Origin of the sequence: Streptomyces clavifer (assembly GCF_036345975.1) — a bacterium.
GTDB lineage: Bacteria > Actinomycetota > Actinomycetes > Streptomycetales > Streptomycetaceae > Streptomyces > Streptomyces clavifer.
Map to the genome: position 1 here is coordinate 4736609 of NZ_CP107793.1, position 19005 is coordinate 4755613.

The window sequence follows — 19005 nt, forward strand, 5'->3', positions numbered from 1 at the left end:
GGCCGCCGACGGAGGAGTGCCCCTGCCGTCAGGCCCGGCCCCGGGCCGCCCGCCACGTCACTCGCCGGCGGTCGGCGCCGGGGCGATGCCCGTGGGGCAGGCCCGGCCCCAGTTCGTCTCCGACGGGAACTCCAGGGTGGCGCCCGTGCCGCCGATGCCGCAGTAGCCGTCGGGGTTCTTGTCCAGGTACTGCTGGTGGTAGGCCTCGGCCGGCCAGAAGGTCCGCCCCTCGGCCGGGAGGATCTCCGTGGTGATCTCGCGGAAGCCGGAACCGGTCAGGACCTGCTGGTACGCCTCGCGGGACGCGGCCGCGCCCTCCGCCTGCTCCGGGGAGTGGGTGTAGATCGCCGAGCGGTACTGCGTGCCCACGTCGTTGCCCTGACGGAAGCCCTGGGTCGGGTTGTGGGACTCCCAGAAGAGCTTCAGGAGCTCCGCGTAGCCGACGACCTCCGGGTCGAAGACGACACGGACCGCTTCCGTGTGGCCCGTGAGACCCGAGCAGGTCTCCTCGTACGAGGGGTTCTCCGTGTATCCGCCCTGGTAACCGACGAGCGTCGTCCACACGCCCTCGGTCTGCCAGAACTTGCGCTCGGCACCCCAGAAACAGCCCAGCGCGAAGTCGGCGACCTCCAGCCCCTGCGGGTACGGGCCGGTCAGCGGGTTGCCCAGGACCGTGTGGCGGGACGGGACCGTGAATTCGGGGACGGGACGCCCGCGCAGGGCCTCCTCGGGGGTGGGGAGCTGAGGGGTGCGGTGGCTCAGGAACATGCGGGGCTCCTCCGGGGGTCGGTGTTCGATCGGTACAACACGAAGGGGACGCCGTGGATTCCGGCGCCCCGCCCGTCCGCCGCTACTGCGGCAGCGTCGCGGGGCTGCCGCCGTTCGCCTCGTACCCGGCGACGGCCAGCGCCCGGTACACCGTGTACTCGGCGGCCGGATCGGAGCTCTGCGTCCACGGCAGCGCGCCCACGTGGCCGTCGATGTGGACGAGCTGGTTCACCGCCTCCGACCAGCGCTCCATACGGACGAGGAAGAGGACCAGCAGGTGGCGCACATGGGCGAGCATCGGATCGTCGGCTCGGGCCGCGTGCACCGCGAACATCGCGCCCTCGACGGCCTTCGTCACCACGACACCCCGGTAGAAGCCCTGCACCAGGGTGATCTCGGGCAGGTGCTCGTACACCGCGAACAACGGCAGCGCCGCGAGGAGCGAGCCCTGCGGGGCGCGGGCGGCGGCCGACGTCGCGAAGCGGTCGGCCTCCTCGCGGGAGCCGTGCCACTTCTCGCACCAGAAGTGCAGGGCGGCGATGTGCGCACCCATGTGGGCCGGAGCACGGTCGATGATCTTCACCCAGAGCTGGTCGAACTGTTCGTGGGAGTAGCCCAGCCCGCGGGCGGCGGCCAGTTCCACGATGTAGGGGACCGGGTCGCCCGGTGCCAGCAGGGCGGCCTCGCCGCAGACCGTGCGCGCCTCCTCCAGGATGATCCGGAAGTCGTCGGTGCCCACCGTGCCGGTGCGCCACGCCTGCTGCACCAGGAACTCCGCGTGCACCGCCGCGGCGCCCGCGTCCTTCGGGGCCTCGGCCCGCCACTTCCGCAGCCACGCCCCGCCCTCACCGGGCCGCTGCGCCAGCTCCAGGGACGCCGCCCCGGCGAACGCCTGCACCCGCTGCCACCGGGTCTCGCTCTCCTTCGGCGTGCCCGCCAGCAGCTGGGAGGCGGCCCGCCACTCCTGGGTGCCCTGCACCACGTCGAGGACGTCGAGGAGGTCCTGGTCGGGCCCCGGCATCCGGACGTCCAGCTCCTCCTGGCGCACGAAGCCGTACGTGTCGGGGTCGGCGGCGTCGGGGGAACCGGGCGCGACCTGGCGGATGCCGCCACGACGGCGCAGCATGACCGGGCCGACGATCGCGGCGAGCATGCACACGGCGAGCAGGAACCACAGAATCTCCATGCGGCCCATTGTCCCCGTACGGCGGGCGTGGCCCGTAAGTGCCCTCGAGACGAACTACGCTCGGGCCTCATGAGTGACCAGCACAGCTTCGAGACCCTCGCGATCCACGCCGGCAACACGGCGGATCCCCTCACCGGCGCAGTGGTCCCGCCGATCTACCAGGTGTCCACGTACAAGCAGGACGGCGTCGGCGGACTGCGCGGCGGCTACGAGTACAGCCGCAGCGCCAACCCGACCCGTACCGCCCTGGAGGAGAACCTGGCGGCCCTGGAGGGCGGCCGTCGCGGGCTCGCCTTCGCGTCCGGCCTCGCCGCGGAGGACTGCCTCCTGCGCACGCTGCTGACGCCGGGCGACCACGTGGTCATCCCGAACGACGCCTACGGCGGCACGTTCCGGCTGTTCGCGAAGGTCGCCTCCCGCTGGGGCGTGGAGTTCTCCGTCGCCGACACCTCGGACGTGTCCGCGGTACGGGCGGCGATCACCCCCCGCACCAAGGCGATCTGGGTCGAGACGCCGTCGAACCCGCTGCTCGGCATCACCGACATCGCGGCCGTCGCGGGGGTGGCACGGCAGGCGGGTGCGCGCCTCGTCGTCGACAACACCTTCGCCAGCCCCTACCTGCAGCAGCCGCTCGCGCTCGGTGCGGACGTCGTGGTGCACTCGACCACCAAGTACATGGGCGGCCACTCGGACGTCGTCGGTGGCGCGCTCGTCGTCAGCGACCCGGAGCTGGCCGAGGAGCTGGCCTACCACCAGAACGCGATGGGCGCCGTGGCCGGCCCGTTCGACGCCTGGCTGGTGCTCCGCGGCATCAAGACCCTCGCGGTCCGCATGGACCGGCACGACGAGAACGCCACCAAGGTCGCCGACCTGCTGACCCGCCACCCCAAGGTCACCCAGGTCCTGTACCCCGGCCTGCCGGAGCACCCCGGGCACGAGATCGCCGCCAAGCAGATGAAGGCGTTCGGCGGCATGGTGTCCTTCCGCGTCGCGGGCGGCGAGGAGGCGGCGGTCGAGGTCTGCAACCGCGCCAAGCTCTTCACGCTCGGTGAGTCGCTCGGCGGGGTCGAGTCGCTGCTGGAGCACCCGGGCCGTATGACGCACGCGTCCGCCGCGGGTTCCCCGCTGGAGGTGCCGGCCGACCTCGTCCGGCTGTCCGTCGGCATCGAGAACGCCGACGACCTGCTGGCCGACCTGACGCAGGCGCTGGGCTGACGGACGGCGTCCGGCGGCCGGGGACCTCCCCGGCCGCCGGTGGCGTTGCGTGCGCCGCGCCTTCCGCCGGCGGACAGTGCGTGCGTACCGCTTGTCAGACGGCGACCTTCTCGTCCTCCAGCGAGGCCCTGATCTGATCGCGCAGCTCGGGGCTGTCCGTGTGCTCATGGACCGAGACGGCGTGTTCGGCGGCGGCCCGTACGACTTCGTCCTCCTCGCCGGTGATGGCGAGGGAGCAGTTCGAGACGCTCGGGTAGTTGCGGCAGTCCGCGATCTTCCGTGTCATGACGGCCTCCTCGGCTCGACCGTGCCGTCCCTTCCAGGGTAGATCCGCACGCTCCGGGGGGACACCGGCCGTCACCGGCCCCGCGGGGAGTCGTCGAGGCGGCGGTGCCGTCCGGGGGCTCGGTCACCCACGCCCGCACCACGCACACGGCGACCGCCGTCCACGACAGGCACACCACGGCCCGGTGCGCGCGGCAGCCGCGCCCCACGTCGCGCCGCCCGCGGTGCGAGAGCCGCCGGGTGCCGGCGCCACGGTGCCGGTCAGTTGTCGCCCGGGGGCTGGTGCGCCGCCTGGCGGGCGGCCAGCGAGGCGTTGAACCGGGTGAGCAGGGCGCAGAACGTGTCGCGCTCCTCCTCGCTCCAGTCACCGGTCACCTGGGACATCAGCTCGCGCCGTGAGGCACGGACCTCCTCCAGACGGGCCTGGCCGCGCGGCGACAGCTGCAGGACGACCGCCCGCCCGTCCTCCGGGTGCGAGGTGCGCTTGACCAGACCGGTGTCGACGAGCGGCGCGACCTGACGGGTCACGGTCGAGGAGTCGATCCCCATGCCCGCGGCCAGCGCCTTCACGCCCATCGGGCCTTCCAGGTCGAGCCGGTTGAGCAGCAGGTAGGCGGCCCGGTCCATGGAGTTGCGGACCTGGCCGACACCGCCGAGGCGGGTCTGCTCGGCGCGGCGGGCGAAGACGGCCACCTGGTGCTGAAGTGCGTCGAGGAGGTGGTCCGTTCCCGGGTGTCCGGGGGCTGCGCCCCCGGAAGGAGACGCGGCAGTCGTCATGTCCTGAGGGGGCATGGCCTGGGGCTCTCTTCGTGCGGTGTCGGATGGGTGGGGGACAGAGTACGCGGCCACGGGGCAACGCGTACCAGCGCTGCACAAACCTGTGGACACCACCGCAGGCCACCATGAGATGCGACGGCCCGCGACGCTCCGAGCTGCAAGACTTGCTGTCATGACCTTCCGCACGACTGGCCCGTTTCCGCCGCTGATCCTCGACGACGTCCGGGGGGCTCAGAAGATGCTGTCCGGGGTGGCCAGGACGACGGGAATGGAGGGCAGCCGCCATCTGACCGCCCTCGTCGGTGCGCCCGTCCACCTCAAGTGCGAGAACCTGCAGCGCACCGGATCGTTCAAACTGCGCGGGGCGTACGTACGGATCGCCGGTCTCAGCCCCGTAGAGCGGGCTGCGGGCGTGGTGGCCGCGAGTGCCGGAAACCATGCGCAGGGTGTAGCACTGGCCTCCTCACTGCTCGGCGTACGGTCGACGGTCTTCATGCCGGTCGGTGCTCCCCTGCCGAAGGTGGCCGCGACCCGTGAGTACGGGGCACAGGTGAGGCTGCACGGCCACGTCGTGGACGAGACGCTCGCCGCCGCCCAGGAGTACGCCGAGCAGAACGGGGCCGTCTTCATCCACCCCTTCGACCACCCGGACATCATCGCGGGCCAGGGCACCGTGGGCCTGGAGATCCTCGAACAGTGCCCGGAGGTCCGCACGATCGTCGTGGGCATCGGAGGCGGCGGTCTCGCCGCCGGGATCGCCGTCGCGGTCAAGGCGCTGCGCCCCGACGTCAGGATCGTCGGAGTCCAGGCGGCGGGCGCGGCCGGCTATCCGGCGTCACTGGCCGCCGGGCATCCCGTGGCCCTCGACTCCGTGCAGACCATGGCCGACGGCATCAAGGTGGGCCGGCCCGGCGATCTCCCCTTCCAGCTGATCAAGGAGCTGGTCGACGAGGTGCGCACGGTCACCGAGGACGAGCTCTCCAGCGCGCTGCTGCTCTGCCTGGAGCGGGCGAAGCTGGTCGTCGAGCCGGCCGGGGCGAGCCCGGTAGCGGCACTGCTCAGCGACCCCGGGGCCTTCCGCGGGCCGGTCGTCGCCGTCCTGTCCGGCGGCAACGTGGACCCCCTGCTGATGCAGCGCATCCTCACGCACGGCATGGCCGCGGCGGGCCGGTACCTGAGCCTGCGGCTGCGGCTCACCGACCGTCCGGGAGCGCTGGCCGCACTCCTGGGCACGCTGTCCGTGGCCGACGCCAATGTGCTCGACATCAGCCACGTGCGGACCGATCCCCGGCTGGGGCTCACCGAGGCGGAGGTGGAGCTGCACCTGGAGACCAAGGGCCCGGAGCACTGCGAGGACGTCGCCTCCGCGCTGCGGGACGAGGGGTACCTGGTCATGCGCTGAACGCAAAACCGGTTGTGGGCCGCGCTGTCCGGCCATAGCGTGCACCGCCGAGCCGTCCGAACATCCCGGCGCGGGAGCGCCGGGAAATCTAGGATCGGCTCAGGAAGTCACCCGAAAGCAACTGGGGGAATCCCGTATGCCAGGCGCCATTTACGCCGAAGGCCTGGTGAAGACCTTCGGCGAGGTACGAGCACTGGACGGCGTCGATCTCGACGTACCCGAGGGCACCGTTCTGGGCCTGCTGGGGCCCAACGGTGCAGGCAAGACGACCGCCGTGCGCGTGCTGACCACCCTGCTCCAGCCCGACAGCGGACGAGCTGTCGTGGCGGGCATCGACGTACTGAAGCATCCCAACGAGGTCCGCCGCTCGATCGGCCTCTCCGGCCAGTTCGCGGCGGTCGACGAATACCTGACCGGCCGCGAGAACCTGCAGATGGTCGGTCAGCTCTACCAGATGAGCGGCCGCGACGCGAAGAAACGGGCGGTGCAGCTCCTGGAGAGGTTCAACCTCTCCGACGCGGCCGACCGCACCGCGAAGACGTACTCCGGGGGCATGCGCCGCCGCCTCGACCTGGCGGCGGCGCTCGTCGTCTCCCCGCCGGTGATGTTCATGGACGAGCCCACCACGGGACTCGACCCGCGCAACCGGCAGCAGCTGTGGGAGGTCATCCAGGAGCTCGTCGCGGGCGGCACGACGCTGCTGCTGACCACGCAGTACCTGGAGGAGGCCGACCACCTCGCCCACGACATCTGTGTGATCGACCACGGCAAGGTCATCGCCCGGGGCACCTCGGACCAGCTCAAGGCCCGCACGGGCGGGGAGCGCGTCGAGGTCGTCGTGCACCAGCCGGACCAGATCGAACCCGCCCGCGCGGTGCTCGCCACCTACGGCAAGGGCGAGATCTCCCTCGCCGAACACACCCGCAAGCTGACCGTCCCGGTCACCGGCGGGGCCAAACTGCTCGCCGAAGTCATCCGCGATCTCGACAGCCACGGTGTGGAGATCGACGACATCGGCCTGCGCCGCCCCACCCTCGACGACGTCTTCATCTCGCTCACCGGCCACGCCGCCGAGCTGGAGAGGGCCAACGGGGAGGGCGGATCGACCCGGGCCGCGAAGGGCCCGAAGGAGGACGGGCAGTGACTGCCACCACGGACACCGCGGAAGAACTCCTCCCGCGGAGCCACCGCAGCGGTATCGGCCAGTCGGTCGCCGACTCCCTCGTCGTCGCCCGCCGCAATCTGATCCGCATGGCCCGCATCCCGGAGATGGTCATCTTCGGGCTGATCCAGCCGATCATGTTCGTGGTGCTGTTCACCTACGTCTTCGGCGGCTCCATCAAGGTCGGCAGCACCATCTCGTCCGCGGACTACCGTGAATTCCTGATGGCCGGGATCTTCGCCCAGACCGTCACCTTCGCCACCGCGGGCGCCGGAGCGGGTATCGCGGACGACATGCACAAGGGGCTGATCGACCGCTTCCGGTCCCTGCCGATGGCCCGGGGCGCCGTCCTCACCGGACGTACCCTCGCCGACCTCGTGCAGACCGCGCTCACCCTCGTCGTGCTCGCCGGTGTCGCACTGATCATCGGCTGGCGGACCCACGAGAACCTCGGCAAGGTGCTGCTCGGCTTCCTGCTGCTGCTCCTGCTGGGGTACGCGTTCTCCTGGATCGGCGCGCTGATCGGCCTCGTTGTGCGGACACCTGAGGCGGCCACGTCCGGCGGACTGATCTGGCTGTTCCCGCTCACGTTCATCTCGAACGCCTTCGTGGACGCCAACCAGATGCCGACCGTGCTGCGCCACATCGCGGAGTGGAACCCCTTCAGCGCCACGGTGCAGGCCTGCCGCGAGCTGTTCGGGAACCTGCCGCCGGGCTTCGTCACGCCGGACGCCTGGCCGATGCAGCACCCGATCCTGGCCTCGGTGATCTGGTCCGTGCTGATCATCGTGGTCTTCCGCACCCTGGCGGTCCGCAAATACCGCTCCGCCACCGCCTGACGCGCCTGACGCGCTCAGGGCCGTTGGGAAGTTACGGGCAGCGAAATACCCGCAATTCGGGCAGATGTGTGTCCGTAACTTCCCGGCGGCCTGGCAATCAGCCCGAGTACGGCTTCGCCGTGAGGATCTTCACCGTCGCCTTCTTGCCGTTCGGCAGCTCGTACTCGGCGTCCTCGCCCATCCGCTTGCCGTTCACGCCCACGCCGAGCGGGGACTGCGGGGAGTACGTCTCGATGTCGGCGCTCGCGTACTCGCGGGAGGCGAGCAGGAAGGTGAGGGTGTCGTCCGGGTCGCCGTCGAAGGCGATCGTCACGACCATGCCGGGCTCGACCACGCCGTCGTCGGCAGGTGCCTCGCCGACCTTCGCGTGCTCCAGGAGCTGGGTGAGCTGACGCACCCGGAGCTCCATCTTGCCCTGCTCCTCCTTGGCCGCGTGGTACCCGCCGTTCTCCTTGAGGTCACCCTCCTCGCGAGCGGCCGCGATCTTGACGGTGATCTCCGAGCGCGCGGGACCAGTGAGGCGTGCCAGCTCGGCCTTGAGCTGGTTGTACGCCTCCTGCGTGAGCCAGGTGACGTTTTCGCTGGTCTGGGTCACAGGGTGCTCCTCGTCGGTACTGGTGAATACAAAGCAACGCCCTACCCCAAGCATGCGCTGCCACGGGTGGGCGAAACCACGAGCCTAACAATTCCCCGCGAAAAGGGGGAGAACGTAAACCGGCACACCGGCGTATCACCTGGTCAGAGCCGGAGCGCGCGGATCAGGTGCGTCGCGCGCCCTCGGGCGCGGCCGGGAGCCCGGCGCGCACGCCGTCAGCCGGCGGTGCAGGCCATCAGCTCGACGGCGGTAGCCCTGGAGGTCGTGCGCAGGGAGACGACCTTGTCGACCCGGTCGGCGTCCTCGTCGAACCGGAAGTCCTTGCGGGCGACCTCGGCGCCGTCCTCGCGCAGGGCGCGGACCGTGCAGTACCCGTCGGCGCCCCGGTCCTTGCGGACCTCCAGGTGCGCCTCGGCCCGGTCGTCGGAGACGATCTTCGCCTTGATGAGCTCACCGCTGACGTCCTGGCCGGCGACGTAGTCGTAGCCGAACCAGCCGACGATGCCGAGGAGACCCACACCCAGCACCGCACCGATGATCTTCAGCTTGCGGTCCGCGCGCTCGTCCTCGGACCTGCCGTAGCGCCCGTCGGGCAAGGCCTCGCGTACCGCCGCCATGATCGTTCCTCCCGTGCCGGGGACCGTGGAATTTTCCACCCCCCGGTTCAGTCACTATAGAAGCCGACCTTCGCGACCAATCACTGAGGACCGAGTCTTGACCGAGCAGCTGAGACTGATGGCCGTTCACGCCCACCCCGACGACGAGTCGAGCAAGGGCGCGGCCACCATGGCCAAGTACGTGTCCGAGGGGGTGGACGTCCTGGTCGTCACCTGCACAGGGGGCGAGCGCGGATCCATCCTCAACCCGAAACTCCAGGGTGACGCGTACATCGAGGAGCACATCCACGAGGTACGCAAGAAGGAGATGGACGAGGCCCGGGAGATCCTGGGCGTCAAGCAGGAGTGGCTCGGCTTCGTCGACTCGGGCCTGCCCGAGGGCGACCCGCTGCCGCCGCTGCCCGACGGCTGCTTCGCCCTGGAGGACGACGAGACGGCGGCGGGGCGCCTGGTCGCGAAGATCCGTGCGTTCCGGCCGCAGGTGATCACCACCTACGACGAGAACGGCGGGTACCCGCACCCCGACCACATCAAGACGCACACCATCTCGATGATCGCCTTCGAGGGCGCGGCGGACACCGAGAAGTTCCCCGAGGCGGACTTCGGCCCCGCCTGGCAGCCGCAGAAGCTCTACTACAACCAGGGCTTCAACAAGCCGCGCACGGTCGCGCTCCACGAGGCGCTGCTCGCCCGGGGGCTGGAGTCCCCGTACGGCGAGTGGCTGGAGCGCTGGAAGGAGTTCGAGCGCGCCGAACGCACGCTGACCACGCACGTTCCGTGCGACGAGTTCTTCGAGATCCGCGACAAGGCGCTCATCGCGCACGCGACGCAGATCGACCCGGACGGCGGCTGGTTCCGGGTTCCGATGGACATCCAGCGGGAGGTCTGGCCGACCGAGGAGTACGAGCTCGCCACGTCCCTGGTCGCTACCTCCCTCCCCGAGAGCGACCTCTTCGCGGGCATCCGCGACAATGCCTGATATGTACGCGACCCAGGCACTGACGCACCTCGTCCCGCTCGCCGCCGACGAGCTCGACAAGAACAAGGTGACCCCAGGCGTTCTCGGCTTCCTCGTCTTCGCGGCGCTCGCCGTGGGGGTGTGGTTCCTGATGAAGTCGATGAACCGCCACATGGGCAAGGTCGACTTCGAGGAGGCCCCGGAGCCCTCCGCGGCGGAGCGGAAGGCGCCGGGTAAGGCGTCCGGTAAAGCGCCGGGGAAGGCGCCGGCCGGGGCGCCCACGGAATAGCGCCCGGGCCCGCGCTCCGGCGCACCGGGCGTGGGGGAGCGGGCCCCCGCACGCCGGGGCCGAGGGCGTCGCCCGCCGACGCGCAGGGCCGTGCCTCCTTACGGCCGGGCCCCCACCGGCACGCCCATGACCTCGCGGGCGTGCCGGGGCGGGGTGAGGCCCAGGCGCCACGCCTGCCAGCCGTCCTCCAGGTCCACCCCGCGGTTCAGGACCACCCGGAACGCCTCGGCGCAGTCCTCCAGCTTGCCGTCCCGCATCGGGTGGGCGGCCAGGAGCAGGTCCGCGAGCTCCTGCTGGGCCACCGCCGTGCCGACCTCGCTGCCGCCCGGCGACGCGTACGGCAGCAGCGTGCACCGCAGGAACACGGCCCAGTCCCCGCCCCGCGCGTCCCCGTACGAGGCGAACAGGCCGATCGCCTCGTCGCACAGCTCCAGCGCCTGCGCCGTACGGTTGTTCCCGCCGTCCACCAGGGCCAGCTCCAGGCAGGTCCAGGCCTCCCCGTGGGGCACCCCGATCCGTCGGAAGTCGGCCCGCGCGTCGGCGAGGAGCTGCCGGGCGAAGCCGGAGTTGCGGAGGTTCCCCGTCTGGGCGGCCCGCTGGTCACGGGTGACCCGGCCCGAGTGGTGCCGGGCGCACGCGAGGCCGTAGACGTCCCGCATCCGCGAGAACATCGTGCGGGCCCGCTCCAGCTCCCGCACCGCCTGGTCGGTGTCGCCGTCCTCCTCGAGCGCCTGCCCCAGGTAGTACCGCGTCCAGGCCTCGCCCCGCGCGTCCTCGTTGCCCCGGTGCCGGGCCAGGGCCTCGCGCAGCTGCTCCACCGCGGGGGCCGTGCTGCTGACGTCTCCGTCCATCAGCCGGGCGCGGGCCAGCTGGGTCAGGGCCCAGGCCTCCCCGCGCTCGTCCCGGGTGCGGCCGTACAGGTCCAGCGCGGCGGACAGCTCCTCGTCGGCCCGGGCCACTTCGCCCAGCCGCAGGCAGACCTGGCCGAGCTGGAAGTGCGTCCAGGCCTCGCCGTGCAGCGACTCGCCCTCCCGGTGCAGGGTGAGCGCGGTGTCGAGCAGGGCCAGGGCCTCGCCCGGATTCGCCCGGTCGCGCTCCACGGCGGCCAGGGCGTGCAGGGACCAGGCCCGGTCCTCGGCCTGTTCCGGGGATGCCTGCAGGTCGAGCGCCTCCCGCAGCCGCGCCGAGGCCTCCCTGAGATTGCCCTGGTGGTGCAGGGTGATGCCGAGCGAGCAGAGGGCGAGCGCCGCCCCCGCGTCGTTGTGCGCCTCGCGGTACAGGCCGACGACGGAGGACAGCGTGGTGCGGGCCTTGTCGAGCTCGCCGAGCTGGCGGGCCGCGATGCCCGTACGCCACTGGACGGACCGCTCCAGCAGCCCCTGGTCGACGGCCTGCGTCAGCTCGCTGATCTCGCCGAGCCGGTAGAGGTCACCGCGCAGCAGGCAGTAGTCGCACAGGGCACCCAGCAGATGCAGCACGGCCCGCTGGTCGACGCCCTCCGAGTGCCGCAGCGCCGACGTGATGAAGCTCGACTCGTCGTCCAGCCAGCGAAGCGCCGCGTCCAGCGAGCTGAAGCCGTGCGAGCCGAAGTGCCCGGCGCGGGTGGACATCTTCCCGTCCACCATCCGGATCACCGCGTCGGCGAGCTCCGCGTAGTTCCGGACGAGGCGTTCCTGCGCGGCGGTGCGGTCCGCCGCGTCCTCCTCGTCCAGCAGCCTGGCCAGGGCGAAGGCCCGTACGAGGTCGTGCAGCCGGTAGCGCGAGCCCCGCACATGGGTGAGCAGCCCGGCCCGGCACAGGGCGTCCAGCAGCTGTCCGGCCTCCTGCTCGTCGGCGGCCAGCAGGGACGCGGCCGCCGCGGCACCGAGGCTCGCGCGCCCCGCCAGGGCGAGCCGGCGCAGCAGCCGCCGGGCCTGCTCGGACTGGTCGGTGTAGCGCAGCCACAGGGCCCGCTCGACGGGCGGGACCGGGCCGTAGGCGCCGAGGTCCGCCGCGAGCTCACCGCGGGTGCGCGTGCCGAGCGAGGAGCCCGCGACGCGCAGGGCGAGCGGAAGCCCGCCGCACAGCTCGACGACGGCGTCGGTGGACGCGTGGTCGTACGGTCCGCCCTCCGCCGGGGCCTCCCCGGCCTGCGCGGTGCCGAGAGCCCGGAGGGCTTCGGCCGACTCGCGCAGCAGCTCCTCGGCGCCCGCCGCGTCCAGTCCGGCGACCGGCAGCAGGTGCACCCGGGCCGGGATGTCCGCGGGCAGCTCGAGCGGCTCGCGGGCCGTGACGAGGACCAGGCTGTCGGAGCGCTCGGGGAGGAGGGTGCGGACCTGGGCGGCGTCGGTGGCGTCGTCCAGGATGATCGTGACGGGGGTGCCCGTGAGGTGCTGGTGGTAGAGCTCGCTCAGGCGCCGCACCTGCTGGCCCGCGGACGACCTGTCCCGGAAGAGCAGCTGTTCGCGCGGTGCGCCCAGCCGGTTCAGGAGGTGCAGCAGGGCGTCCCGGGTCGGCAGGGGCGCCTCCCCCGCCACATCGCCGCGCAGATCGACCACGCACGCCCCCCGGAACTGGTCCTTGAGCGCGTGGGCGGCCCGCACGGCGAGGGCGGTGCGCCCGGAGCCCGGCGTGCCGTGCAGCACGACGACGGTGGGCCTGGTCTCCGTGGAGGCGCGAGCGGCGTGCACCCACTGGGCGATCTGCGTCAGTTCGCTCCGGCGCCCCGCGAACGGGCCGTCGGCGGCGGGTAGATGACCGAAGGACTGTTCGAGGACCGACCGGGTGCGGGCGGCCGCGCTGCGGTCCCCGCCGCGCAGCTGCGGCACCACGGAGGCGGTCTTCTTGTTCGGCGTCCGCGAGGAGGCGGTCAACACGCGCTGCTGGTCGAGGTACGGGCGGATGCCCCGTACCTCCAGCGCCGTCAGCCACTCCAGCCGTAGCTGTTCGGGGCCGCCGGGCTGATTCCGCTCGCCCGCGCTGCGATGTGCGGCGGGCCAGTGCGAGGCGGTCGCCCGGGCCACCGTCGCGGTCGTCCCCGCCACGGCGACGACCGCACCCGCCCCGAGGGCGAGACCGGTCGCGGTGCCGAGGACCAGATCCGCGCCGAAGGCCGCAGCGGCCGCAACCCCGGTCACCAGCAGCGGTGTTCCCAGGGCCGCCCTGCTGAACCGTGCCGACAGCGGCTGCGACCCCGCCCCGGCGGCGTCCAACGCCCGGGTGTAGGCGGCGTATTCGTCGGCCGCACCCGCCGCCATGGTGTCGAGTGCGCCCCGCGCACGCGCCATCAGCGCTCCGGAGTCGGTGCGTCCGCCGGTGCGCCGTGCTTCCTCCTCCACGGCGCGTACCACCAGCCGTTCGGCTTCCACCCGATGGCTGTCCCGCATGCGTCCCCCTCGCTTCCGGCTCCAGGCCGGGCCCGCTGTATGGAGCACCCAGTCTGCTGCGCCGAGCGCGTGAGCGACAGGGAGTCCGCGAGACTGCGCGCCGTCCGCCGTACGCGCGGGACGGCCCGCGGCGACCCGGATCCCGGCGGCGACGGGCGTCCGCCGGGCGGGAAGGCGGACGCCGTGCCGCCGGTGCCGGTGCGCGGGGGCGGTGACGGCCGAGGCCGCCGCCCTCGCGCCTGCTGACGGGCGGCGCGGGCACCCCGCCGCCGGCCGCACGGGTCACCGCTTCGCGCTGGCTCCCTCGTGCCGACGCGAGGCCCGGGCGCGCCTGATCCCGTGAGCCCGTCCCGTCCGTCCGGCTGTTCTCCTCGTGGCAGACGGACGGGGCTCGGCGGGATGCGCAAGGATTGGGCAATGGCCAACCGACTTGCGCAGACCACGTCCCCGTACCTCCTCCAGCACGCCGACAACCCCGTCGACTGGTGGCCGTGGTCGCCCGAGGCGTTCGAGGAGGCCCGTCGGCGCGGTGTCCCGGTGCTGCTCAGCGTCGGGTACGCGAGCTGTCACTGGTGCCACGTGATGGCCCACGAGTCGTTCGAGGACGCGGAGGTGGCCGCCTACCTCAACGCCCACTTCGTGCCGGTGAAGGTCGACCGCGAGGAGCGGCCCGACGTCGACGCCGTCTACATGGAGGCCGTCCAGGCCGCGACCGGCCAGGGCGGCTGGCCGATGACCGTCTTCCTCACCGCCGACGCCGAGCCCTTCTACTTCGGCACGTACTTCCCGCCGGAGTCCCGCCACGGCCTGCCCTCCTTCCAGCAGGTGCTCGAAGGCGTCGTGGCCGCCTGGACCGACCGGCGCGAGGAGGTCGCCGAGGTGGCCGGGCGCATCGTCCGGGACCTCGCCGGCCGCTCCCTGTCCCACGGCGGCGAAGGCGTACCCGGGGGTGAGGAGCTGGCCCAGGCGCTGCTGCGGCTGACCCGGGAGTACGACGAGAAGCACGGCGGGTTCGGCGGCGCCCCCAAGTTCCCGCCGTCCATGGTCATCGAGTTCCTGCTGCGCCACCACGCCCGTACGGGGGCCGAGGGCGCCCTGCAGATGGCCGCAGACACCTGCGCGGCGATGGCCCGCGGCGGTATCTACGACCAGTTGGGCGGCGGGTTCGCCCGCTACTCGGTGGACCGGGAGTGGGTCGTCCCGCACTTCGAGAAGATGCTCTACGACAACGCGCTGCTGTGCCGCGTCTACGCCCATCTGTGGCGGACCACGGGCTCGGACCTGGCCCGGCGGGTGGCCCTGGAGACGGCGGACTTCATGGTGCGCGAGCTGCGGACCGCGGAGGGCGGCTTCGCCTCCGCGCTGGACGCCGACAGCGAGGACGCGGAGGGCCGGCACGTCGAGGGCGCGTACTACGTCTGGACGCCCGCGCAGCTGCGCGAGGTGCTGGGCGAGGAGGACGCCGCCTTCGCCGCCGAGCACTTCGGCGTGACCGGTGAGGGCACCTTCGAGGAGGGCTCCTCCGTCCTCAGACTGCCGGGGTCGGGGCCGGTGGACGAGGCGAGGGTCGCCGACGTGCGGGCCCGGCTGCTGGCGGCGCGCGAGCTGCGGGTCGGGCCGGAGCGCGACGAAAAGATCGTCGCCGCCTGGAACGGACTCGCCGTGGCCGCGCTCGCCGAGACCGGTGCCTACTTCGACAGGCCGGACCTGGTCGAGCGGGCCACCGAGGCCGCCGACCTGCTCGTCCGGGTCCACATGGGCGATGCGGCCCGCCTCTGCCGCACCTCGAAGGACGGCCGCGCGGGCGACAACGCCGGGGTCCTGGAGGACTACGCCGACGTCGCGGAGGGCTTCCTCGCGCTGGCCTCCGTCACGGGGGAGGGCGCCTGGCTGGAGTTCGCGGGCTTCCTGCTGGACATCGTGCTGGAACGGTTCACCGGCGAGAACGGGCAGATGTACGACACCGCCGACGACGCCGAGCAGCTGATCCGCCGCCCGCAGGACCCCACGGACAGCGCCACCCCGGCCGGCTGGACCGCCGCAGCCGGAGCACTGCTCTCGTACGCCGCGCACACCGGCTCGGAAGCGCACCGGACGGCGGCCGAGGGGGCGCTCGGGGTGGTGCGGGCGCTCGGCCCGAAGGCTCCCCGGTTCATCGGCTGGGGTCTCGCGGTCGCGGAGGCCCTGCTGGACGGCCCGCGCGAGGTCGCCGTGGCCGGACCGGTCGGCGGGGAGCTGCACCGGACCGCCCTGCTGGGACGGGCGCCCGGCGCCGTGGTCGCCGCAGGTGAAGGGCCGGACGCAGGGTCCGAGTTCCCGCTGCTGGTGGACCGGCCGGAGGTGGGCGGGGCGCCGGCCGCGTACGTCTGCCGGCACTTCGTGTGCGACGCGCCGACCACGGACGCCGGGGAGCTGGCGGAGAAGCTGGGCGGCTGAAGGGCCGGCGGAACGGACGACGGGCACGACCGGGCCCCCGCACAGCTGTGCGGGGGCCCGGTCGTGCTGCGCTCAGCCGCGCCCGTAGGCCACCAGCGAGATGCCGACGTAGTGCACGATGAACGCCGCGAGGGTCAGCGAGTGGAACACCTCGTGGAATCCGAACCAGCGCGGTGAGGGGTTCGGCCGCTTGATGCCGTAGATGATGCCGCCCGCGCTGTAGAGCAGGCCGCCGACGACGACCAGGACCAGCACGGCGATGCCGCCGGTGCGCATGAAGTCCGGCAGGAAGAACACCGCGGCCCAGCCCATGGCGATGTAGCACGGGGTGTAGAGCCAGCGCGGCGCGCCGACCCAGAACACCCGGAAGGCGATGCCGGCCGCCGCCGCGCCCCAGACCGCCCACAGGAGCGGGCGCCCGGTCGACTCGGGCAGCAGGAGCAGCGTCAGCGGCGTGTACGTCCCCGCGATGATCAGGAAGATGTTGGCGTGGTCGAGCCGACGCAGGATCGCTTCGCCGACCGGTCCCCAGGTCCCGCGGTGGTAGACCGCGCTCACACCGAAGAGCAGGCAGGCGCTGAGGACGTAGACGGCGCAGGCGACCCGCGCACGGGTGCTGTCCGCCTGGGCGATGAGGACGATCCCGGCGATCAGCACGGCGGGGAACATTCCGGCGTGCAGCCAGCCGCGCATCCGTGGTTTCACGGGGACGGGGTCGTCGAGCTCGACAGGTCCGGACGCGGCGGCAGAAGTCATGGGCGCCATGCTACCTACGGTTCCGTAGGTAGCCGATCCGAGTGGCGATGCTCACGTGTGCGGCCCTCTGGACATATGGGCGCGATCGTCGGATGATCAAATGAGTGCGGTCGGCACCGGATGAGCGCCAGGGGAATCGAAGGGGTCAGCATCCGGGTCGCAGCCCCCACGGGGCACCAGTAAGCAGACACCCTCGACAAGGAGCGATCGTGGCGCGCGACATCGCGGCTCCCCTCACTGTTCCCACCGACCACCAGGAGCTCGTCTCCTGGGTGGACGAGATCGCAGACCTCACCCAGCCGGACCGTGTGGTCTGGTGCGACGGCTCGGAGGCCGAGTACGAGCGCCTGTGCGAGGAGCTCGTATCCAAGGGCACCTTCACCAGGCTCGACCCGGTCAAGCGTCCGAACTCGTACTACGCCGCGTCCGACCCGAGCGATGTCGCCCGCGTCGAGGACCGCACCTTCATCTGCTCCGAGAAGGAGGAGGACGCGGGCCCGACGAACCACTGGAAGGCGCCCGCCGAGATGCGGGAGGTCTTCACCGGTGCGAAGGGCGTCTTCCGCGGCTCCATGCGCGGCCGCACGATGTACGTCGTCCCGTTCTGCATGGGCCCCGTCGGATCGCCGCTCTCCGCGATCGGCGTCGAGATCACCGACTCCGCGTACGTCGCCGTCTCGATGCGCACCATGACGCGCATGGGCCGGGCGGTCCTGGACGAGCTCGGCACCGACGGGTTCTTCGTCAAGGCGGTCCACACGCTGGGCGCCCCCCTCGCCGAGGGCGAGGCGGACGTCCCGTGGCCGTGCAACTCCACCAAGTACATCTCGCACTTCCCCGAGGACCGCGAGATCTGGTCCTACGGCTCCGGCTACGGCGGCAACGCCCTGCTCGGCAAGAAGTGCTACGCCCTGCGCATCGCCTCCGTCATGGCGCGCGACGAGGGCTGGCTCGCCGAGCACATGCTCATCCTCAAGCTCACGCCGCCGCGCGGTGAGTCGAAGTACGTGGCGGCGGCCTTCCCGAGCGCCTGCGGCAAGACGAACCTCGCCATGCTGGAGCCCACGATCCCCGGCTGGACCGTCGAGACCATCGGCGACGACATCGCCTGGATGCGGTTCGGCGAGGACGGCCAGCTGTACGCGATCAACCCCGAGGCCGGATTCTTCGGCGTCGCGCCCGGCACCGGCGAGCACACCAACGCCAACGCCATGAAGACCATGTGGGGCAACTCCGTCTTCACCAACGTCGCGCTCACCGACGACGGCGACGTGTGGTGGGAGGGCATGACGGAAGAGCCCCCCGCCCACCTCACGGACTGGAAGGGCAACGACTGGACCCCCGAGTCCGGTACGCCGGCGGCCCACCCGAACGCCCGCTTCACCGTCCCGGCCGGGCAGTGCCCGATCATCGCGCCGGAGTGGGAGGACCCGAAGGGCGTGCCGATCTCGGCGATCCTCTTCGGCGGCCGTCGCGCCTCCGCCGTGCCGCTGGTCACCGAGTCCTTCACCTGGCAGCACGGGGTATTCCTCGGCGCCAACGTGGCCTCCGAGAAGACCGCCGCCGCCGAGGGCAAGGTCGGCGAGCTGCGCCGCGACCCGTTCGCCATGCTGCCGTTCTGCGGCTACAACATGGGCGACTACATGAACCACTGGGTCAAGGTCGGTGCCGACAGGGCGGACCAGTCGAAGCTCCCGAAGATCTACTACGTCAACTGGTTCCGCAAGAACGAGGCGGGCACGTTCGTCTGGCCCGGATTCGGTGAGAACAGCCGCGTCCTCAAGTGGATCGTCGAGCGCCTGGAGGGCAGGGCCGAGGGCGTCGAGACCCCCATCGGCATCCTGCCGGCCAAGGGCGCCCTGGACACCGACGGCCTGGACCTCTCCGAGTCCGACCTGGACTTCCTGCTCACGGTCGACAACGAGATCTGGCGCGAGGAGGCCGCCCTGATCCCCGAGCACCTCAACACCTTCGGCGACCACACGCCGAAGGAGCTGTGGGACGAGTACCGCGCGCTGGTGCAGCGCCTGGGCTGACCCCACTCCTGATCCCCGCGGCCGGGCTTCCCGACATCCGCCCTGACCTGTGGGGTCAGCGGCCCGCCGCGGTGGGGTCGTGCACGAACACGCCCCGGGCACCCGGAGTCCCCTCGGACTCCGGGTGCCGCTCCTTGTCCGACGGGGGTCCGCTTCGGAGCCGGCCGGGTGCGGCCGGCGGCGGTTCCCCGTCGGTGAGCTCGCGCAGCGGTTCCGGCAGGGGCCGAGGCCTCGGGGGCGGGCGCGCGCCGGAAGGCGATCGACGCTCCCGCGCCGGACGATCAGCGGCGCAGCGGCCGGACCGCTCTCGGAGCCTCCG

General features: G+C 72.1%; 16 protein-coding genes. 8 read left to right on the top strand and 8 right to left on the bottom strand.

Features of this window, described 5'->3' with window-relative positions:
• Positions 1–57 precede the first annotated feature (57 nt).
• A complete protein-coding gene (gene msrA, locus OG927_RS20835; RefSeq protein ID WP_057573625.1) occupies positions 58–768 on the bottom strand; it encodes a peptide-methionine (S)-S-oxide reductase MsrA in 711 nt (236 codons plus the stop codon).
• A gap of 82 nt (positions 769–850) precedes the next feature.
• On the bottom strand, positions 851–1954 hold the full coding sequence (locus tag OG927_RS20840) for a tetratricopeptide repeat protein (protein WP_056794703.1): 1104 nt from the start codon (positions 1952–1954) through the stop codon (positions 851–853).
• Positions 1955–2023: 69 nt separating this feature from the next.
• Here OG927_RS20840 and OG927_RS20845 point away from each other — a divergent pair, with 69 nt between their 5' ends.
• Positions 2024–3169: a cystathionine gamma-synthase gene (locus OG927_RS20845; protein ID WP_056793690.1), complete on the top strand. Its 1146-nt coding sequence runs from the start codon at positions 2024–2026 to the stop codon at positions 3167–3169.
• 94 nt (positions 3170–3263) lie between these two features.
• Here OG927_RS20845 and OG927_RS20850 read toward each other — a convergent pair whose 3' ends face one another.
• Both OG927_RS20850 and OG927_RS20855 read right to left on the bottom strand, forming a co-directional pair.
• Positions 3264–3455 carry a DUF1059 domain-containing protein gene (locus OG927_RS20850; protein WP_056793692.1) on the bottom strand — a complete coding sequence of 64 codons (192 nt, stop codon included), beginning with the start codon at positions 3453–3455 and terminating at the stop codon, positions 3264–3266.
• Between the two features lie 260 nt (positions 3456–3715).
• Positions 3716–4246, bottom strand: a complete 531-nt coding sequence (locus OG927_RS20855) for a MarR family winged helix-turn-helix transcriptional regulator (protein WP_056793694.1) — start codon at positions 4244–4246, stop codon at positions 3716–3718.
• 157 nt (positions 4247–4403) lie between these two features.
• Here OG927_RS20855 and ilvA point away from each other — a divergent pair, with 157 nt between their 5' ends.
• The 3 genes from ilvA (at position 4404) to OG927_RS20870 (ending at position 7634) form a co-directional block, all read left to right on the top strand.
• The gene (ilvA, locus tag OG927_RS20860) at positions 4404–5633 is read left to right on the top strand and encodes a threonine ammonia-lyase (RefSeq protein ID WP_330320608.1); all 1230 of its coding nucleotides are present in this window, start codon (positions 4404–4406) and stop codon (positions 5631–5633) included.
• 136 nt (positions 5634–5769) lie between these two features.
• Positions 5770–6777 (top strand): ATP-binding cassette domain-containing protein, encoded by a 1008-nt coding sequence (locus OG927_RS20865; protein ID WP_056793698.1) that lies wholly within the window; start codon positions 5770–5772, stop codon positions 6775–6777.
• A complete protein-coding gene (locus tag OG927_RS20870; RefSeq protein ID WP_056793699.1) occupies positions 6774–7634 on the top strand; it encodes an ABC transporter permease in 861 nt (286 codons plus the stop codon). The genes OG927_RS20865 and OG927_RS20870 overlap by 4 nt, the downstream gene beginning before the upstream one ends.
• 97 nt (positions 7635–7731) lie before the next feature.
• On the opposite strand, the gene greA is transcribed toward OG927_RS20870, so the two are convergent.
• Together greA and OG927_RS20880 are read right to left on the bottom strand one after the other, a co-directional pair.
• Positions 7732–8229, bottom strand: a complete 498-nt coding sequence (gene greA / locus OG927_RS20875; RefSeq protein WP_056793701.1) for a transcription elongation factor GreA — start codon at positions 8227–8229, stop codon at positions 7732–7734.
• Between the two features lie 215 nt (positions 8230–8444).
• Positions 8445–8846, bottom strand: a complete 402-nt coding sequence (locus tag OG927_RS20880; RefSeq protein ID WP_056793703.1) for a DUF4307 domain-containing protein — start codon at positions 8844–8846, stop codon at positions 8445–8447.
• A gap of 97 nt (positions 8847–8943) precedes the next feature.
• Between OG927_RS20880 and mca the strand changes: the two genes are divergently transcribed.
• A complete protein-coding gene (gene mca, locus OG927_RS20885; RefSeq protein WP_124281311.1) occupies positions 8944–9825 on the top strand; it encodes a mycothiol conjugate amidase Mca in 882 nt (293 codons plus the stop codon).
• A 1-nt stretch (position 9826) separates the two neighbouring features.
• The gene (locus OG927_RS20890) at positions 9827–10093 is read left to right on the top strand and encodes a hypothetical protein (RefSeq protein ID WP_330320609.1); all 267 of its coding nucleotides are present in this window, start codon (positions 9827–9829) and stop codon (positions 10091–10093) included.
• 98 nt (positions 10094–10191) lie between these two features.
• On the opposite strand, the gene OG927_RS20895 is transcribed toward OG927_RS20890, so the two are convergent.
• Positions 10192–13458, bottom strand: a complete 3267-nt coding sequence (locus tag OG927_RS20895; RefSeq protein WP_330320610.1) for a tetratricopeptide repeat protein — start codon at positions 13456–13458, stop codon at positions 10192–10194.
• Between the two features lie 417 nt (positions 13459–13875).
• On the opposite strand from OG927_RS20895, the gene OG927_RS20900 reads away from it, so the two are divergent.
• Entirely contained in the window at positions 13876–15894 is a 2019-nt protein-coding gene (locus OG927_RS20900) for a thioredoxin domain-containing protein (protein WP_330320611.1), read from the top strand.
• A gap of 72 nt (positions 15895–15966) precedes the next feature.
• Here the strand turns inward: OG927_RS20900 and trhA are convergent, their stop codons facing one another.
• Entirely contained in the window at positions 15967–16650 is a 684-nt protein-coding gene (gene trhA / locus OG927_RS20905) for a PAQR family membrane homeostasis protein TrhA (protein ID WP_056794706.1), read from the bottom strand.
• 209 nt (positions 16651–16859) lie between these two features.
• On the opposite strand from trhA, the gene OG927_RS20910 reads away from it, so the two are divergent.
• A complete protein-coding gene (locus OG927_RS20910; RefSeq protein ID WP_330320612.1) occupies positions 16860–18686 on the top strand; it encodes a phosphoenolpyruvate carboxykinase (GTP) in 1827 nt (608 codons plus the stop codon).
• Positions 18687–19005 lie beyond the last annotated feature (319 nt).